Genomic DNA, 15,794 nt, shown 5'->3' with positions numbered 1-15,794 from the left:
NNGTCCCCCGTCGTCGTCGTGCACCGCTCAGCCGCGCAGCAGCCCCCAGCGCACCGCGGTGGCCTGGGAGGGGGCCAGCGGGAGCCGCGGCACCAGCGTGGCGCCCACGGCGTGGTACAGGTCGGCCTTGCCCGGCCAGACCGTGCCGCTGGGGCGGTTGCGCTCGTCGAGCTGGTGGTGCCAGGAGCCGTCCTCGTGGTCCAGGACGACGTCGGCGACGTGGTCCCACCACAGGGCGTAGGAGTCCGCGTACTGCTGCTCGCCGGTCGCGAGGACCAGCGCCGCCGCGGCCGCGGTGGCCTCGGCGGGGACCCAGTGCATCCTGTCCCGCACCACGGGGGTGCCCGACCAGTCGGTGGTGTAGACGAAGCCGGGCAGACCGTCGACGTCCCAGCCGTCCTCCACCGCGCGGGCGAAGAGCGCCCTCGACGCCTCCACGAGGCCCGCCGGCGGCTCCTCGCCGGCGGCGCGCGCGGTGGCGTCGCCGTGCAGCAGCAGCCGCGACCACTCCAGGCCGTGGCCGATCGTCGCGCCGTAGGGCTTGAAGGGGTCGGCCTTCTTGTCGGCGTTGTACTCCAGCTGCACGGTCCAGGAGCTGTCGAAGTGCTCCGGCACGCGCCAGCCGTTGTCGCGGGACCACGCGGCGACCTTCGCGAGGACCGCCAGCGCGCGCCGGCGCCAGCGCGCCGAGCCCTCGTCGTCGCCGAGGACGTCAGCCAGCACGTCGGAGGCGGCCAGCGACGCCTCCACGGAGTGCATGGCGCCGTTGATGCCGCGGTAGTCGTCCAGGGACGAGAAGGACGTGTCCCAGGTGTCGACGGGCATGCCCGCGGCCTCGTCCCAGAAGCGCTCCTCGTAGACGGCCAGCGCCTCGCGGAACAGCTCCTGGGCGCCGGCGCGGCCCGCCGCCGTGGCCGTGGAGGAGGCCAGGACGACGAAGGCGTGGTCGTAGCAGGCCTTGCCGTCGGCCGGGGTGCCGGACTCGTCGAGCTTGCTGAACCAGCCGCCGTGCGCACCGTCCCGCAGGGGCGCCTCCCCGTCGGCGCCGCGCTCCGCGTCCCACAGGCCGGCGAGCGCCTCGTCGGCCAGGGTCCCGGCGCCGGGCACGCCCAGCAGGTGGCCGAGGGAGTACACGTGCGCCATGCGGGCGGTGATCCACGTCTGCACGCCGTGGCTGGGGTCGGGGTCGCCGACCTCGTCCAGCCACGCCGCTCCCCCGCCCTCGGCCGGGAAGAGCTGGCCGAAGGCGAGCAGGTCGCGGCAGTGCTCGTCGAGCCAGGCGCGGTGCGTGGGCTGCCCGAGCCAGCCCGGGAGCTGCTGGCCGCTGACCGGGCCGCTCACCGGGCGCTCCGGGAGAAGCGCAGGGTCACGATCTGGAAGGGGCGCAGGTGCACGGCAGCATCCTGGCCCTGCACCGCCTCCACGAGCGCGCGGGGCTCGGCCACGGGCCGCTCCAGCAGGTCGACCTCGGTGGCGCCGGCGTGGTCGAACCCGGCGACGACGCGCGCCGAGGCGCGGCCCCCGAGGGACTCGTACAGGCGGACCACCACGTCACCGCTGCGGTCCTCGGCCAGCTTCACGGCCTCCACCACGACGCCCTCGTGCCCGCTGAGCTGGCCCTCGAGCGCCTCCAGGCGCACCACCGGGGCCGCCGGCACGGCCCCGGCCGAGCCGCGCGCCTCGCGCACCGGCAGGTTGGCGCGGTAGCCCTCGCGGACGGCGTCGGCGATCCCGGCGCCCACGACGAGGCCGGCGCGCAGCCGGTGCTCGCCCTGGTCGGCGTCCGGGTCGGGGTAGACCGGAGCGCGCAGCAGGGACATCCGCACCGTGGTGGTGGTGCCGCCGTCCTCGCGGGTGGCGCGGCCGACGTCGTAGCCGTAGGTGGAGTCGTTGACCACGGCGGCGCCGTAGCCGGCCTCGCCCACGTGCACCCAGCGGTGCGCGCAGGTCTCGAACCTGGCGGCGTCCCAGCTGGTGTTGGTGTGCGTGGGGCGCATCACGTGCCCGAACTGGATCTCGCTGGCAGCGCGGTCGGCGTGCACGTCCACGGGGAACGCGAGCTTGAGCATCTTCTGCTTCTCGTGCCAGTCGACGTCCAGCTCGAAGCCGACCACCGGGCTGCCGGGCTCCAGGGTGATGAGCTGCTCGACGCGGGAGGAGCCGAAGCGGCGGACCACGCGGACCGCGGCGCGGCCGCTCGGGCCGGAGCCGTCCTCGACCACCTGCACGGACTCGGCACCGGTGAGCTCGGTCGTGTGGCGCTGGTAGTGCACGTCCACGTCCCAGGCGTCCCACTGCGTGGGGGTGTCCCGGTGCAGCGTGAGCAGGCCGCCGCGGGCGCCGGGGGGCAGCACCTCGCGACCGGCCCCGCCCTCGGCGGTCAGGTCGCGCACCGAGGCGAGCAGCCCGTCGGCGTCGACGACGACGCGGACCAGCCCGTTCTCCAGCACCGTCCCCTGTCCACCGGCGGTCGCCCGCTCGACGGCCACGGGCGCCGCGCCGGCGGCCGCGGGGGTCGCCCGCACGCCCGCGCCCAGCGCCGGGACGCCGGCGCGCTCGTGCGGGGCGGCGTTGAAGGCCAGCCGGTCCTCGCCGTCGCCGGCCAGCGCGGCCAGCGCGTCGGCGATCAGCGCCTCCAGCTCCCCCGCCAGGCGAAGGTAGTTCGCCTCGGCCTCGCGGTGCACCCACGCGATGGAGGTGCCGGGGAGGATGTCGTGGAACTGCTGCAGCAGCACCGTGTGCCAGATGCGCTCGAGCTCGTCGTGCGGGTAGGCGTACGCCGCGCCGTCCTGCCCGTCGGAGGCGGCCTTCAGGGCGGCGGCGGTGGCCCACAGCTCCGCCTCGCGCAGCAGGTGCTCGCTGCGGCGGTTGCCGCGCTTGGTGCGGGCCTGCGAGGTGTAGGTGCCGCGGTGGAACTCCAGGTACATCTCCCCGCTCCACACCGGGGGCTGGGGGTACTCGGCCTCGGCGTCGCGGAAGAACTGGTGCGGGTCGCCCAGCTCCACGCGCGGGGAGCCCTCCAGGCTGCGGGTGCGGTGCGCCGCGGCGACCATCTCGCGGGTGGGGCCGCCACCGCCGTCGCCGTAGCCGAACAGCAGCAGCGAGGTGTTGGCACGGCCCTTCTCGGCGAACTGCCGCTCGGCACGGGCCAGGTCCTCCGCGGAGACCTCGGAGTTGTAGTTGTCCGCCGGCGGGAAGTGCGTGTAGACGCGAGAGCCGTCGATGCCCTCCCACCAGAAGGTGTGGTGCGGGATGCGGTTGGTCTCGTTCCAGCTGGGCTTCTGGGTGAGGAAGTAGCGGGCGCCGGCCAGTCGTGCGATCTGCGGCATCGCGGCGGTGTAGCCGAAGGAGTCGGGCAGCCAGACGTCGAGCGGCTCGACGCCCAGCTCCTCGGCGAAGAAGCGCTTGCCGGCCACGAACTGGCGGGCCAGGGCCTCACCGCCGGGCAGGTTGGTGTCGGACTCCACCCACATGCCGCCCACCGGCACGAAGCGGCCCTCGGCGACGCGCTTCTTGATGCGCTCGAACAGCTCCGGCTGGGCGTCGCGCACCCAGGCGTACTGCTGCGCGCTCGAGCAGGCGAACGTGAAGTCGGGGTCCTCCTCCATGAGGCTGAGCACGTTGGAGAAGGTGCGGGTGCACTTGCGGGCCGTCTCGCGGGTCGGCCACAGCCACGCCGAGTCGATGTGGGCGTGGCCCACGGCCACGGTGCGGTGGGCGGTGGCGTCGGCCTGGGCGGCCAGCGCCGGGGCCAGGGCGGCGCGGCCGGCGGCGGCCGTGCCGGAGACGTCGTCGGGGTCGACGGCGTCGACCATGTCCTCCAGGGCGCGCAGCACGCTGGCGCGGCGGCTGGTGGCGGCGGGGAGCTGCTCGAGCAGGCCGCGCAGCGTCCACACGTCGCGGGTGAGCTCGTAGACGTCCAGGTCCAGCTCGACGACGTCGGCGGCGCGCATCCGGTACACCGGGTCGGTGCCCGCGGTCTCCTTCGAGCCCATCACCGTGGGCTGGAAGTACCAGTCGTGGCCGCCCTCGGCCCCCGACACGTCGGGGTTGGAGGAGGCCTCCAGCAGCACGTCGACGAGGGCCCCCGCCGCCGTCGAGCTGCCCTCGGGGGTGACCTGGGCCAGCGGCAGGTAGCGGTTGCGGGGGTGCAAGCCCTTCACGACCACGCCGTCGGGGCGGTAGGCGGTGGCCTCGGCCTGGAAGCCCGGCTGGATGGCCAGGTAGCCGAGGTCGACGTCGACCTCCACGCGCACGCCGCCGTCCTGGCCGAAGTCCGCCGGCACCTCGCCGGTGAGGCGGAACCACGTGGTGCCCCACGGCTCGCCCCAGGGCGTGCCTGCGGGGCCGATCTCGAACGGCGCGAACTCCTGCGCCGCCGCCTCGGCGAACGGCACGGGCTCCCCCGGCGCCTCCCACCGGGTGACGGTGAGCGGGTGGCGGCGCCGGTGGAGGGCGGGGACGATGCGCTCCCTGACGAAGCGCTCGACCCGCATCTCCACGAGGTGGGAGTCGTCGTGCACGGTGGTGGCCTTCCAGGTGGTGGGGGCAGGGGTGGTCTGCGGGCTCGGCGGAGCCGGGTGGGGCGCGCACGGCCGGCCGCTGGGGGCCGCTGACCGGCCGTGCGCAGTTCAGGGTGCGCCTGGGCTCATCCCTTCACGCCGCCGGCGAGGGCGAAGGAGCCGCCCGCGACGCGCTGCACGACGAGGTACAGCACGAGGACGGGTACGGAGTACAGGACGCTGAACGCCGCGAGCTGGCCGTAGGCCACCGCGCCGTTGATGCCGAAGAACGTGTAGATCGAGACCGCCGCGGGCTGGAACTCGGGGTTGAGCAGCAGCACGAAGGGCACGAAGAAGTTCCCCCACGCCTGCGTGAACACGAAGATGAAGACCACCGCCAGGCCCTGGCGCATGAGGGGCACGACGACGCGGGCGAGCGCCTGCATCGAGCTCGCGCCGTCCACCCACGCGGCCTCCTCCAGGGAGACCGGCACGCTGTCGACGAAGTTCTTCATCATCCAGATGGCCATGGGCAGGCTCGTGGCCACGAGGAACATCACCGTGCCGGGGATGGAGTCGAGCAGCCCGAGCGTCACGAAGAGGGCGTACACCGGGACCATCACCGCGGTGATCGGCAGGCAGCTGCCGAAGAGGATGACGTAGAGGAACGACCGGTTGAACCGCATCGCGTAGCGGCTGAGGGGGTACGCCGCGAGCGTCGCGACCGCCACGGTGATGAGCGCCGTGCTGCCCGAGATGAGCACGGAGTTCCACAGCGGCCGGAGCGTCAGCTCCCAGCTGAAGATCTCGGTGTAGTTGCTCAGCGTGGGGCTGGTCGGCACCGAGACGCTCACGGTGGCCGCGGGGTTGAAGCTCGAGAGCAGCACCCACGCCAGCGGGACCAGGAACGCGAGGCCGACCACCACCAGCACGACGCCGTTGGCGACGCGCACGCCGCGCCCGCGCGGTGAGGCCAGGCGCAGCGAGGCGGTCGGCCCACCGGGGACGACGGGCGCCGGAAGTTGCGGGGCCGGAACGGGCGTGGAGGGGGCGTGGGCGCTCATCAGTCGACCTCCGGCTTGAGGACCCGCACGTACACCAGGGCGAAGACCGCACCGACGGCGATCGTCACGACGGCGATCGCCGTGCCGTAGCCGACCTGGGCGAACTTGAAGGCCTGCTGGAAGGCCAGCACGGGCAGGGTCGAGCTCTGCGTGCCGGGGCCGCCGCCGGTCATGACCCAGATGAGCGTGAAGACGCCGAGGGTCTGCAGAGTGGTGAGCATCATGTTGGTGGCGATGGCGCGGCGCACCATCGGCAGCGTGATGCGGACGAAGCGCTGCAGGCCGGTGGCGCCGTCGATCTGCGCGGACTCCATGATCTCCGGCGGCACCTCGGCGAGCGCCGCGTTGTAGACCATCATCGAGAACGCGGTGCCGCGCCAGATGTTGGCCAGGATGACGGCGAACATCGGGAACGAGATGAGCCAGGTGGTCCCGCCGAGCCCGGCCCAGCTGAAGCCCGCGTCGAGCAGGGAGTTCAGCGTGCCGTCGGTGGAGAAGAAGGCGTACAGGGCGAACGCCGCGACGATCTCGGGCATCACCCACGCGGTGACGACCAGCGCGCTGACCACCGAGCCGACCCTGGCCGGCCCGTTGCGCAGCAGCAGGGCGATCGCCATGCCGAGGGCGTTCTGGCCGATGACGGCGCTGGCGATGACGAAGAGCAGGGTCAACCAGACCGACTGCCAGAAGTCGGCGCTGGAGAACAGGCGCGTGTAGTTGTCCGCGCCGACGAAGTTCGGGTTGACCGCCCGGTACCCGCTGAGCGCGGCGTCCGTGAGCGACCCGTAGAGGGCGTAGCCGATGGGACCGGCGAGGAAGATCGCCATGAGGGCGATCGCCGGGACGAGCGGCAGCAACCGCACCGCGGTGCGGCCGACCTCGTGGCGCTGCCCGGCCGGCCGGGGGCCGGGCTGGGCGCCCGCTCCCCGGCCGGTCGTGCTGTCGATGACAGCTGAGTCGGACATCAGGGCCTCGGTCAGCTCGCGGCCTGGGTGTTGTCCTCGCCGACGATCCCCACCAGGCCGTCGTCGTAGGCCTTGGCGGCGTCCGCGGGGCTCGTGCCTGTGACCACTGACTCGACCGCGGTCTGGATGTTGCCCGAGATCTGCGAGTAGTCCGGGGTGGCCGGGCGGAAGTTGGTGACCGGCACCAGCGAGGAGAAGAACTCGAAGGACGGGTTGTAGCCGGTGTAGGCCGGGTCGCTGGCGACGTCCTTGCGCACGGCGATCTGGCTGTTCTCGGTGTCGTACTTCAGCGCGTTCTCCTTGTTGAGGGCCACGCTGATGAAGTCGAAGGCGGCCTGCTTGTCGGGGGCGTTGGCGCCCACGCTCAGCAGCCACCCGCCGGACATGCTTGTGCTGCCGGGGGCCTGGCCGGTCTGGGTGGGCATCGGGGCGAAGCCCATCGTCTCCTGCCACTGCGGCCAGGCGTTGTCACCGCTGATCCACTGACCGGGCAGCCAGGAGCCGTCGATGGCGATGGCGATCTTGCCCTGCGGGATCTCCTCGGTGGAGACGCGCGAGCCCCACGTGGCGTCGAGCACCTGGTCCAGCTGCGGGCCGAGGCCCTCGGAGTAGACGGTCTGGTAGAAGCCCAGGGAGTCGGTGAAGCCCTTGGAGCCCGTCACCCACTTCTTGCTGTCGGTGTCGTAGAGGGTGTCGCCGGTGCCGTACATGAGCATCTCGAAGCCCTGCATCGAGGTCTGCTCGCCGCCGGCCTTGGAGGCGTAGATGTTCAGCGGGATGACGCCGGGCGCGGCCTGCTTGATGGTGCGGGCGGCGGTGAGGACGTCGTCCCAGGTCTTCGGCTGCCAGTCGGTGGGCAGGCCGGCCTGCTGGAAGATCGTCTTGTTGAAGTAGATGGCACGGGTGTCGGTGCCCATGGACACGCCGTACTGGCTGCCGTCGTCGCCGAGGCCGGCCTGCTTGGCCGTCTCGTCGAACTGGCTCCAGTCCTCCCAGCCCTCGAGGTACTCGTCGATCGGCGCGAGGTAGCCGGCGGCGGCGTCAGAGCGCACCTGGAAGCTGTCCTCGTAGATGACGTCCGGTGCGGTGTCGGCGCTGCGGTTCATCAGGGCGAGCTTGGTGAAGTACTGGTCCTGCTCGGCCTCGATCGGCATGAGCTCGACCGTCTTGCCCTCGTTGGCGGCCTCGTACTCCGACTTCGCCTTCTTCAGCACGTCGTCGAGCTGGGTGAACTGGCTCGTGCGCTGGTAGGCGACGGTGATGGTGTTCGCGTCGTCGCCCGACCCGCCGGAGGAGCCGCAGCTGGCGAGCGCCAGCGTCGCGGTGAGGGCGGCGGCGACGATCGCCGACCCTCGAAGGGTGCGCCTGTGGTGCATGGAAGTGGCTCCTTCGCTCACTCGCCGAGTCCACTGCGACTCGCGCTGGACGATTTCTACATCAATTGGAGATACCTGTGTCAAGAGCCTCCGGCGAGCCGTGACCCAGCCGTGACAGGACCCCGACCAGCCGGTCGGCGTCCTGCCCCGCCACCCACACGCCCGCTTCCTGCACAGCTGGAGGGACCACGAGAGCCCGCAGGTCTTGGCGGCCGGTCGGCTCGGGACGCTCGGCTCGCCGACCGACCGCCGAGGTCAGCACGCACTGCTCCCTCAGCGGCTGCGTCTCGGCGTCGGGGCCGGTGAGCTCCCGCAGGTCGTCGACCTGGCGCCAGCCGCGCTTGCCCCTGACCAGCTCCCGCGCGGCCGACAGGTGGGAGCGCTCCGCCCGGCGAGGGCCGCGGTGCGCTCCGGCCCGGGGTGCACCGCCGTCGTGCGCGTCCCCCGCAGGAGCGTCCGCCACCCGTCGGGGCGGCCCACCTCGTGGACGCGCGTGCGCGTCAGACCAGACGCCAGCAGCTGGTCGCCGCAGACCACGCCGCGCTGGGCGAAGGCGAGGCGCGCCACCTCCGCCGCCCCTGCGGGCGGACGACGTGCGGACCCCGGCGATCGACCGGCCGTCCCGGCGTCCGGAGCCGACGGGTCGCAGGATCTGCAGGCCGCCGCCGATCGGTGCGGCAGGCGGCAGTCCCGCCGCCGGCTCAGTGCGAGAGCAGCAGCGTGGCCGACCGCGGGCTGAACGCGTCCTCGAGCACCAGGCACCCTGCCCCGACGGCGGCGACGTCGGCGCCGACCACGGTGCCGCGCACCTCCACCGGGTGGATCGCCGCCGAGACCACCGAGGACCGCACGAGCGGCGGCACCACCCGCAGGTAGGTCCGCTCCAGCCGCGACCACATCGGCCCCCCGAAGACCACCTGCTCCACGTCGAGCAGGTCCACGAGGTCCACCGCGGCCTTGGCCGTCCGCCGCGCCGCGTCCTCCAGCAGGCCGACCGCGGTGGGATCACCGGCGTCGGCGAGGGCGCAGACCTCGGCGAAGGCCGACGCCGCCGACGCCCGGTGCCCGGCCACCACCGCCGACGCCTGGCCGCCGGCCGCCTCGCCGGCGTCGAGGTCCCACCGGCCCAGCCCCAGCCGCTGCGCCTCGTGCACCAGGTGCAGCGGGGCGCTGGTCTCCCCCAGGCACCCCGCCAGGCCGCACGAGCACTCGGCTCCGCCGCGACCGGTCACCAGGTGGCCGACCTCCCCGGAGTTCCCCGACGCCCCGCGGTGCACCTCGCCGCGCAGCACCAGCCCGGCGCCGACGCCCGTGCCCAGGTAGAAGAAGACGGCGCTGCCGGTGCCGCCGACCCCACCCGCCCACATCTCCGCGACGGCGGCCGCCACCACGTCCTTGTCGAGCACCACCGGCAGCCCCGTGGAGGCAGCCAGCAGGTCGCGCACGGCCACGCGGTCCCACCCCGGCAGGTTGGGCGGGTGCACGACGGCGCCGGCGGCGCTGTCGACCGGCCCCGGCGCCGCCACGCCCAGTCCCACGATGCGCTCGCGCTCGACACCGGAGGAGGCGATGACCGCGTCGACGTCGTCGGCCGCCTCCGCCAGCACCTGCCCGGGTCCCGCCCCCGGCCTCAGCGGCCTGTCGCGGCGGGCGACCACCTGACCGAGCAGGTCGAGCATGACCACGGTCACCACGGCCGGGTCGAGGTGGACGCCGATGGCGTAGCGCCCCTCGGGCTTGAGGCGCAGCAGCGTGCGGGGCTTGCCGGGGCCACCGCCCTGCTTACCGGCCTCCTCGACCAGCCCCTGCTCCAGGAGGCGGCGGCAGATGTTGGAGACCGTCTGCGCCGACAGGCCGGTGAGCACGGCCACCTCGACGCGCGAGAGGCCCGCGGCGTGCCCGCGGATCGCCTCGAGCACCACGACCTGGTTGTAGTCGCCGACGCGCGGGAGGTTGGAGCCGCGGCGAACGCGCGTCGCCGTCGTCCTGCCCGCTGTCACGGGCACAGCGTCGCACGTCGCGGGCCGCCCCAGGTCAGCGCGGTCACGCGGCCCGTCAGCAGGGTGGCGACCTGTCCACCAGCCGCGGCGAACGCCAGCGGAGCAGCCCCGCGCGCCCGTACCGTCGTCGTCGTGCTGGTGGAGGACGCCTGGGTGGTCGTGCCGCTCTACAACGAGGCCGCCGTCGTCGGTGACGTGGTCACGGGGCTGCGCCGCAGCTTCGCGCACGTCGTCTGCGTGGACGACGCCAGCCGCGACGGCTCGGGCGAGGTCGCCGAGCGCACCGGCGCCCGCGTGGTGCGCCACCCCGTCAACCTCGGGCAGGGCGCGGCGCTGCAGACGGGCGTGGACTGGGCGCTGGCCGACCCGGGCTGCCGGTTCGTGGTGACCTTCGACGCCGACGGCCAGCACCAGGTGGCCGACGCCCTCGCCATGGTGGAGCGGCTGCGCGCCGGCGAGGCCGACGTGGTGATCGGCAGCCGCTTCCTCGACGAGCGCACGCGCGTCGGCGCGCTGAAGAAGGCCGTGCTGCGCGCCGGGATCATCTACTCCAACGCCACCACGGGCGTGCGGATGACGGACGCCCACAACGGCCTGCGCGCCATGACGCGCGCGGTGGCCGCCTCGCTCGACATCACCCAGAACCGGATGGCGCACGCCAGCGAGATCGTCGAGCAGATCGGCCGGGGCGGCTGGCGCTGGGTGGAGCACCCCGTGGAGATCCTCTACACCGACTACTCCGTGAAGAAGGGCCAGTCGGTGCTCAACTCGGTGAACATCGTCACCGAGCTCATCTTCAAGTGACGTCGGCGGCGGCCGGAGTCGCCCGCCCGGGTGTCACCGTTGCTCTGAGTGTTGTGAACCGCCACGCTGGGTGGTCGACGACGTGCACGATGGCGAGGTGGAGAGCGTGCTGATCAAGGCTCTGCTGATGGCGGGCATCGGCGTGGTGGCGCTGCTGTTCGTCCGCGGGCACGCCACCGCCCGCCACCAGGCGCTGCGCCGGGTGGCCGTGGTCGGCTTCGTCGGGCTGGCGATCGCGTCGCTGCTGTTCCCGCAGACCTGGCAGTCCGCGGCTTCGGTGCTGGGCGTCGGCCGCGGCACCGACCTGCTGCTCTACGCCACGATCATCGCCTTCCTCGGCTTCATGGTCTCCTCCCACCTGCGCACCCGGGACCTGCAGCGCCAGGTCACCGTGCTCAGCCGCCGCCTGGCCCTCGACGAGGCCGCCGCACGCGCAGCCGCCCAGCTGGCGGACGAGCACGCCGCTGCCGCGCAGGCCGCCGCCCTGGCCGCTCGGGCGACGACGACGGCGGCCGCGCAGCTGGCGTCCCCGCCGGCTGCCGCCGCGCCGGCCGCACCCGTCGCGCCGACCGCCCCCGCGCTGCGGGCCGTGCCCGCGCCGCGCTCCGTCTCCGCCGGCTGACGCGCTCCACCGGCGCCCGGCGGCACCGCGCCGGGCTGGTTACCGTCCTCGCGTGGCCCACCGCAACGACCCCGAGGTCATCGCCCGGCTCCTGACCGCCCCCGGCCGCTGGGCCGTGGTGGGCCTGTCGCAGAACACCGCTCGCGCCGCCCACCGGGTGGCCGCCGGGCTGCAGCAGATGGGCCACCCGATCGTGCCGGTGCACCCGCGCGCGGAGGAGGTCCACGGCGCCAGGGGCTACCGCACCCTGGCCGAGGTGCCGGGGCGCGTGGACGTGGTGGACGTCTTCGTCAACAGCCGCCGCGCCGGCGCGGTGGTCGACGACGCCATCGCCGCGGGCGCCGGGGCCGTCTGGCTGCAGCTGGGCGTGGTGGACGAGGCGGCGGCGGCCCGCGCCGCCGCCGCCGGGCTCGACGTCGTGATGGACACCTGCCCGCTCATCGAGGTGGCTCACCTGCCTCGGTGACCCGCTGGCGCTGGACCCTCAGCGCGTTCTCAGCCCGAGCGGGCCTCCGGCGACCTACCCTCGGCAGGTGGCTGAGGAACCGCGCTGGGGACCCGCGACGACGTACCGCTCGTCGCCGGGGCTGCGCCGCGGCGCGCCGCAGCAGCGCTCCGGCTCCTCCGCCCAGCGGCCGGGCCGGGCCCAGCAGTCCCGCGGCGAGCGCGCCTACCGCGAGGACGGCGGCGGGACGGGCGGCCGGGGCGGCTCGGGTCGCGGCGGCCAGCCCCAGCGCCGCCAGCCGGCACCTCCCCCGCTGCAGGGTCCGGGCGTGCGCCGCAGGCGGCGGCCCGCGCGGACCGTCGTCGTCCTGCTCCTCCTGGCGCTGGTGGGCTACCCGCTGGCGCTGGGCGCCGTGGCCTACACGTCCGTCACGCGCGTCGGTGCACTGCCGGACTCCTCGGTCGCGGCGACGCCGGGGCAGACGATCCTCCTGGTCGGCTCCGACAGCCGCGAGGGCCTCACGCGCGACCAGATGGTGGAGCTGTCCACCGGCACCGACGTCGAGGGCAAGCGCACCGACACGATCATGCTGCTGCACCGGCCCTCCGGCGGTGGGCCGACCGTGCTGCTGAGCCTCCCGCGCGACAGCTACGTGGAGATCCCCGGGCACGGCTCCAACAAGATCAACGCCGCGTACGCGATCGGCGGGCCGTCGCTGCTGGTGGAGACGGTGGAGGGAGCGACCGGCATCCACGTCGACGGGTACGTGGAGACGGGGCTCGGTGGCTTCGCGAACCTCGTCGACGCCGTCGGTGGTGTCGAGATGTGCCCGGAGAAGGCCATCAAGGACCCCAAGGCGGGCCTCGACATCCAGGCCGGCTGCCAGACGATGGACGGCGCGACGGCCCTGGGCTACGCCCGCACCCGCGACTTCGACGCCAACGGCGACCTCGGCCGCGCCCAGCGCCAGCGCGCCATCATCGGCGCCGTGGCCCACGAGGCCGCCTCCCCCGCCGTGCTGCTCAACCCGCTGCGGTCGTTCCCGCTGGCCTCGGCCGGCGGCTCGGCGCTGTCCGTCGACGACGGCTTCGGGCCGGTGGACCTGTACGGCTTCGTCATGGGCGTGCGCGCCGTGGCCGGCGGGCAGGCGGTCTCGCTGAACGTGCCCGTCGCCAGCGCCAGCCGGCGCACCAAGGCCGGCCTGGTGGTCGACTGGGACGACGAGAAGGCCGCCCAGGTCTTCCAGGCCATCAAGGACGACGACACCGAGTCGATCCGGGCGATCGCCGCCTCCGAGGCCACCGGCTCCGCCACCAGCGCCAGCTCCTGACCGCCCTCCTCGCTGGCACGGGGTGGCCCTGTGCCCGTAGGACTGGCACAGGGCCACCCCGTGCCAGTCCGGGACTGGTGCAGACGCACCCACCTCAGGTCGCACTAGCTCAGGACGACGACGGGCAGCGCCCGGCCCGGGCTCGCCGACGGCCGATCGCCGGGGTCAGCAGCCCGGCGTCGGCTGCAGCGCGGCCGGGCCGAGCGCCCGTCGTCGTCGCGAGGCCGACCGGCGAGGACCGAGGTGTTCCGCACCAGTCAGTCGGTGGCACGGGGTGGCCCCGTGCTCGTTGGACTGGCACAGGGCCACCCCGTGCCAGTCAGGCAGGGGCGCCGGAGCGCGCGGCGGCGGGAGGACCGGCGGGTCGCGGCTCCAAGGGGGGGGTGGGGCCGCGACCCGCCGGGGTCTGCGGGGCTGCGCGTCAGGTGGTCGCGGAGCCCAGGTCGGTGCTGGCGCTGCTGGAGGAGACCGGCGGAGCGGGCGCGGTGAGGTCGTAGACGGTGGCACCACCGACCACCTCGGACGTGAAGTGCGCCTCCACCCACGTGCGGATCTGCGTGGAGTCGCGCTCGGCGGTGCCCCCACCGCCGGTGAAGCCGCCCGCGGTGGCGCTGGGGATGAAGTAGTGGACGTCACCGTCGGCGACGTACCGCTGGAACTGCGCGAGCGTGGGTGAGGGGTCCGTGCCGTTGAAGCCGCCGACGGGCATCACCGGGTCCTGCGTGGCCAGCTGGTAGCCGGCCGCGTTCTGCGAGCCGACGGTCGCAGCCACCCAGCGGTAGCGGCTCGCGTCCCGCTCGAGCACCCTGACCAGCTCCGCGCTGGGCCGGGTGGCGCTGAGCAGGCCGCCACCCCCGCCGCCGGGGCCGCCGAGGCCGCCGGTGCCGCCGAGGCCGCCGGTGCCACCCAGCCGGGGCAGGGCCTGGCCGAAGGGCGCCGCCTGGCCCCACGGTGGCGCCTGCCCGAACGGCACCTGGCCGGCCCCGCCGCCCCAGCCACCGTGACCGGTGCGACCGGGCTGACTCGCGTGCCGGGACCCGCCGGCGCGAGCCACCCCCGAGCCCAGCCCCCCGGACGCCGTCGGCCCCGCGCTCGGCAGCGACCCCGTGTGCGCCTGGCCGGCGGTGTCGACGGCGTAGGCGGTCGGCGCGGCCAGGGAGGCGACCACGGCGGCACCCACCACGGACAGCACCGCCGTGCGGGCCAGCCGCGGCAGCTCGGGCAGCGCCCGCAGCACCACGAACCCGGGAGCGGCGGCCAGGCCCACCACGAGCACCAGCCACTTCAGGGCCGGGTAGTACTCCGGGCTGCGGGTGAGCAGCACGAACGCCCACGCCGCGGTGAGCGCGGTGGCGAGCGCCAGCGCCGCGGCGCCCAGCCACGTGCCGCGGACCCGCCACACCACGGCTGCACCGAGAGCCACCACCGCGGCGACCGCCGGGGCCAGCGCCACCGTGTAGTAGGGGTGGAAGATCCCGGACATCCAGCTGAACACCAGCCACGTGGTGACCAGCCACGTGCCCCACAGCCCCAGCGCCGCGCGCAGCGGCGACGTCCGCGGCGCCCGCCGCAGCACCCACAGCGCCGTCGCGCCGAGCACCAGCGCGGCGGGCACCAGCCACGCCACCTGCCCGCCGAATGCCGTGCCCAGCAGCCGCAGCGCGCCCGTCTCGCCCCAGTGCCCGAACCCGGTGGGGCCGACTGTGGTGCCGACGGACCCGGTCTCCTGCCCGGTGAGCCGGCCGAAGCCGTTGTAGCCGAAGGTGAGCCCTAGGAAGCTGTCGTCCTGCGACCCGCCGACGTACGGTCGCGAGCCTGCCGGAACCAGCTCCACCACGGCCACCCACCACCCCGCGGAGACCAGCGCGGCCAGCCCCGCGGCCAGCAGCTGCCCCACCCGGCGCCCCACCGGCGGCCGGCCGGCCAGCAGGTAGGCCGCCCCGAAGGCGGGCACCACGAGCAGCACCTGCAGCTGCTTGGTGAGGAACCCCAGCCCGACGAGCACCCCGGCGAGCAGCAGCCAGCGCGTCTGCGCCGAGGTCCGTGTCGCCTCCACGGCCCTCAGGACGGCGACGGCGGCCCCCGTCATGAGCAGCACGAGCAGCGCGTCGGGGTTGTCGTAGCGGAACATGAGCGCCGCCACCGGGGTCACCGCCAGCGCGAGGCCCGCCAGCAGCCCGGCCGGCACACCGGCCACCCGCCGCACGGAGCCGTGCAGCAGCCACACCGAGGCGACGCCCATGAGCGCCTGCGGCACGAGGACCGACCAGCTGGACAGTCCGAACAGCCGCACGGACAGCCCCATCACCCACAGCGAGGCGGGCGGCTTGTCGACGGTGATGGAGTTCCCGGCGTCGGAGGAGCCGAAGAAGAACGCCTCCCAGCTGCGCGACCCGGCCTGCGCCGCGGCGGCGTAGAAGGCGTTGCCCCAGCCGGACCCGCTGAGGTCCCACAGGTAGAGCAGGGCCGTTCCCACGAGCAGCCCGAGCAGCGCGGGGCGCGCCCACGCCGGGTCCTGCTCGCGGCCGCGCCACCAGCGCGCCACCGCGGTGGAGGACGCGGGCGCCTCGGCGCGCGGTGCGGCGCTCGAGGCGGAGCAGGTGGAGGTCATCGGTCAGCGCTCCCGGTCCCGACGGCGCCGGAGCCGCTCGCCGTGCAGCGGCGCGCCGCGGCGCGAGGTCTGGTG

At 74.5% G+C, this 15,794-nt stretch carries 11 protein-coding genes; 4 read left to right on the top strand and 7 right to left on the bottom strand.

Annotated elements, in window-relative coordinates; genetic code table 11:
• Window positions 1–27: 27 nt before the first annotated feature.
• The 6 genes from FHN55_RS08915 to FHN55_RS08890 form a co-directional block, all read right to left on the bottom strand.
• Window positions 28–1,341: an AGE family epimerase/isomerase gene (locus FHN55_RS08915; RefSeq protein ID WP_139711950.1), complete on the bottom strand. Its 1,314-nt coding sequence runs from the start codon at window positions 1,339–1,341 to the stop codon at window positions 28–30.
• On the bottom strand, window positions 1,338–4,523 hold the full coding sequence (locus FHN55_RS08910) for a glycoside hydrolase family 38 C-terminal domain-containing protein (RefSeq protein WP_139711949.1): 3,186 nt from the start codon (window positions 4,521–4,523) through the stop codon (window positions 1,338–1,340). Before FHN55_RS08910 ends, FHN55_RS08915 begins: the two co-directional genes overlap by 4 nt.
• A gap of 125 nt (window positions 4,524–4,648) precedes the next feature.
• Window positions 4,649–5,566, bottom strand: a complete 918-nt coding sequence (locus tag FHN55_RS08905) for a carbohydrate ABC transporter permease (protein WP_139711948.1) — start codon at window positions 5,564–5,566, stop codon at window positions 4,649–4,651.
• Entirely contained in the window at window positions 5,566–6,531 is a 966-nt protein-coding gene (locus FHN55_RS08900; RefSeq protein WP_139711947.1) for a carbohydrate ABC transporter permease, read from the bottom strand. Before FHN55_RS08900 ends, FHN55_RS08905 begins: the two co-directional genes overlap by 1 nt.
• Window positions 6,532–6,542: 11 nt before the next feature.
• Window positions 6,543–7,907, bottom strand: a complete 1,365-nt coding sequence (locus FHN55_RS08895; protein ID WP_139711946.1) for an extracellular solute-binding protein — start codon at window positions 7,905–7,907, stop codon at window positions 6,543–6,545.
• Window positions 7,908–8,608: 701 nt separating this feature from the next.
• Window positions 8,609–9,907: an ROK family transcriptional regulator gene (locus tag FHN55_RS08890; protein ID WP_139711945.1), complete on the bottom strand. Its 1,299-nt coding sequence runs from the start codon at window positions 9,905–9,907 to the stop codon at window positions 8,609–8,611.
• A 132-nt stretch (window positions 9,908–10,039) separates the two neighbouring features.
• Here FHN55_RS08890 and FHN55_RS08885 point away from each other — a divergent pair, with 132 nt between their 5' ends.
• The 4 genes from FHN55_RS08885 (at window position 10,040) to FHN55_RS08870 (ending at window position 13,108) form a co-directional block, all read left to right on the top strand.
• Window positions 10,040–10,711 (top strand): glycosyltransferase family 2 protein, encoded by a 672-nt coding sequence (locus FHN55_RS08885; RefSeq protein WP_257570819.1) that lies wholly within the window; start codon window positions 10,040–10,042, stop codon window positions 10,709–10,711.
• A gap of 97 nt (window positions 10,712–10,808) precedes the next feature.
• Entirely contained in the window at window positions 10,809–11,333 is a 525-nt protein-coding gene (locus tag FHN55_RS22605) for a DUF2304 domain-containing protein (RefSeq protein WP_218974485.1), read from the top strand.
• A 52-nt stretch (window positions 11,334–11,385) separates the two neighbouring features.
• Window positions 11,386–11,799, top strand: coding sequence for a CoA-binding protein (locus FHN55_RS08875; protein WP_139711944.1), 414 nt, complete (start codon window positions 11,386–11,388; stop codon window positions 11,797–11,799).
• Window positions 11,800–11,866: 67 nt separating this feature from the next.
• Window positions 11,867–13,108: an LCP family protein gene (locus FHN55_RS08870; RefSeq protein WP_218974484.1), complete on the top strand. Its 1,242-nt coding sequence runs from the start codon at window positions 11,867–11,869 to the stop codon at window positions 13,106–13,108.
• 421 nt (window positions 13,109–13,529) lie between these two features.
• On the opposite strand, the gene FHN55_RS08865 is transcribed toward FHN55_RS08870, so the two are convergent.
• Window positions 13,530–15,719: a glycosyltransferase family 39 protein gene (locus FHN55_RS08865; RefSeq protein WP_139711943.1), complete on the bottom strand. Its 2,190-nt coding sequence runs from the start codon at window positions 15,717–15,719 to the stop codon at window positions 13,530–13,532.
• Window positions 15,720–15,794 lie beyond the last annotated feature (75 nt).

The sequence above is a fragment of the Streptomyces sp. NP160 genome (genome assembly GCF_006335115.1).
Classification (GTDB): domain Bacteria; phylum Actinomycetota; class Actinomycetes; order Actinomycetales; family Quadrisphaeraceae; genus Quadrisphaera.
The sequence above is the reverse complement of the archived record's forward strand: the minus strand, read 5'-3'. Positions and strand labels throughout refer to the sequence as shown.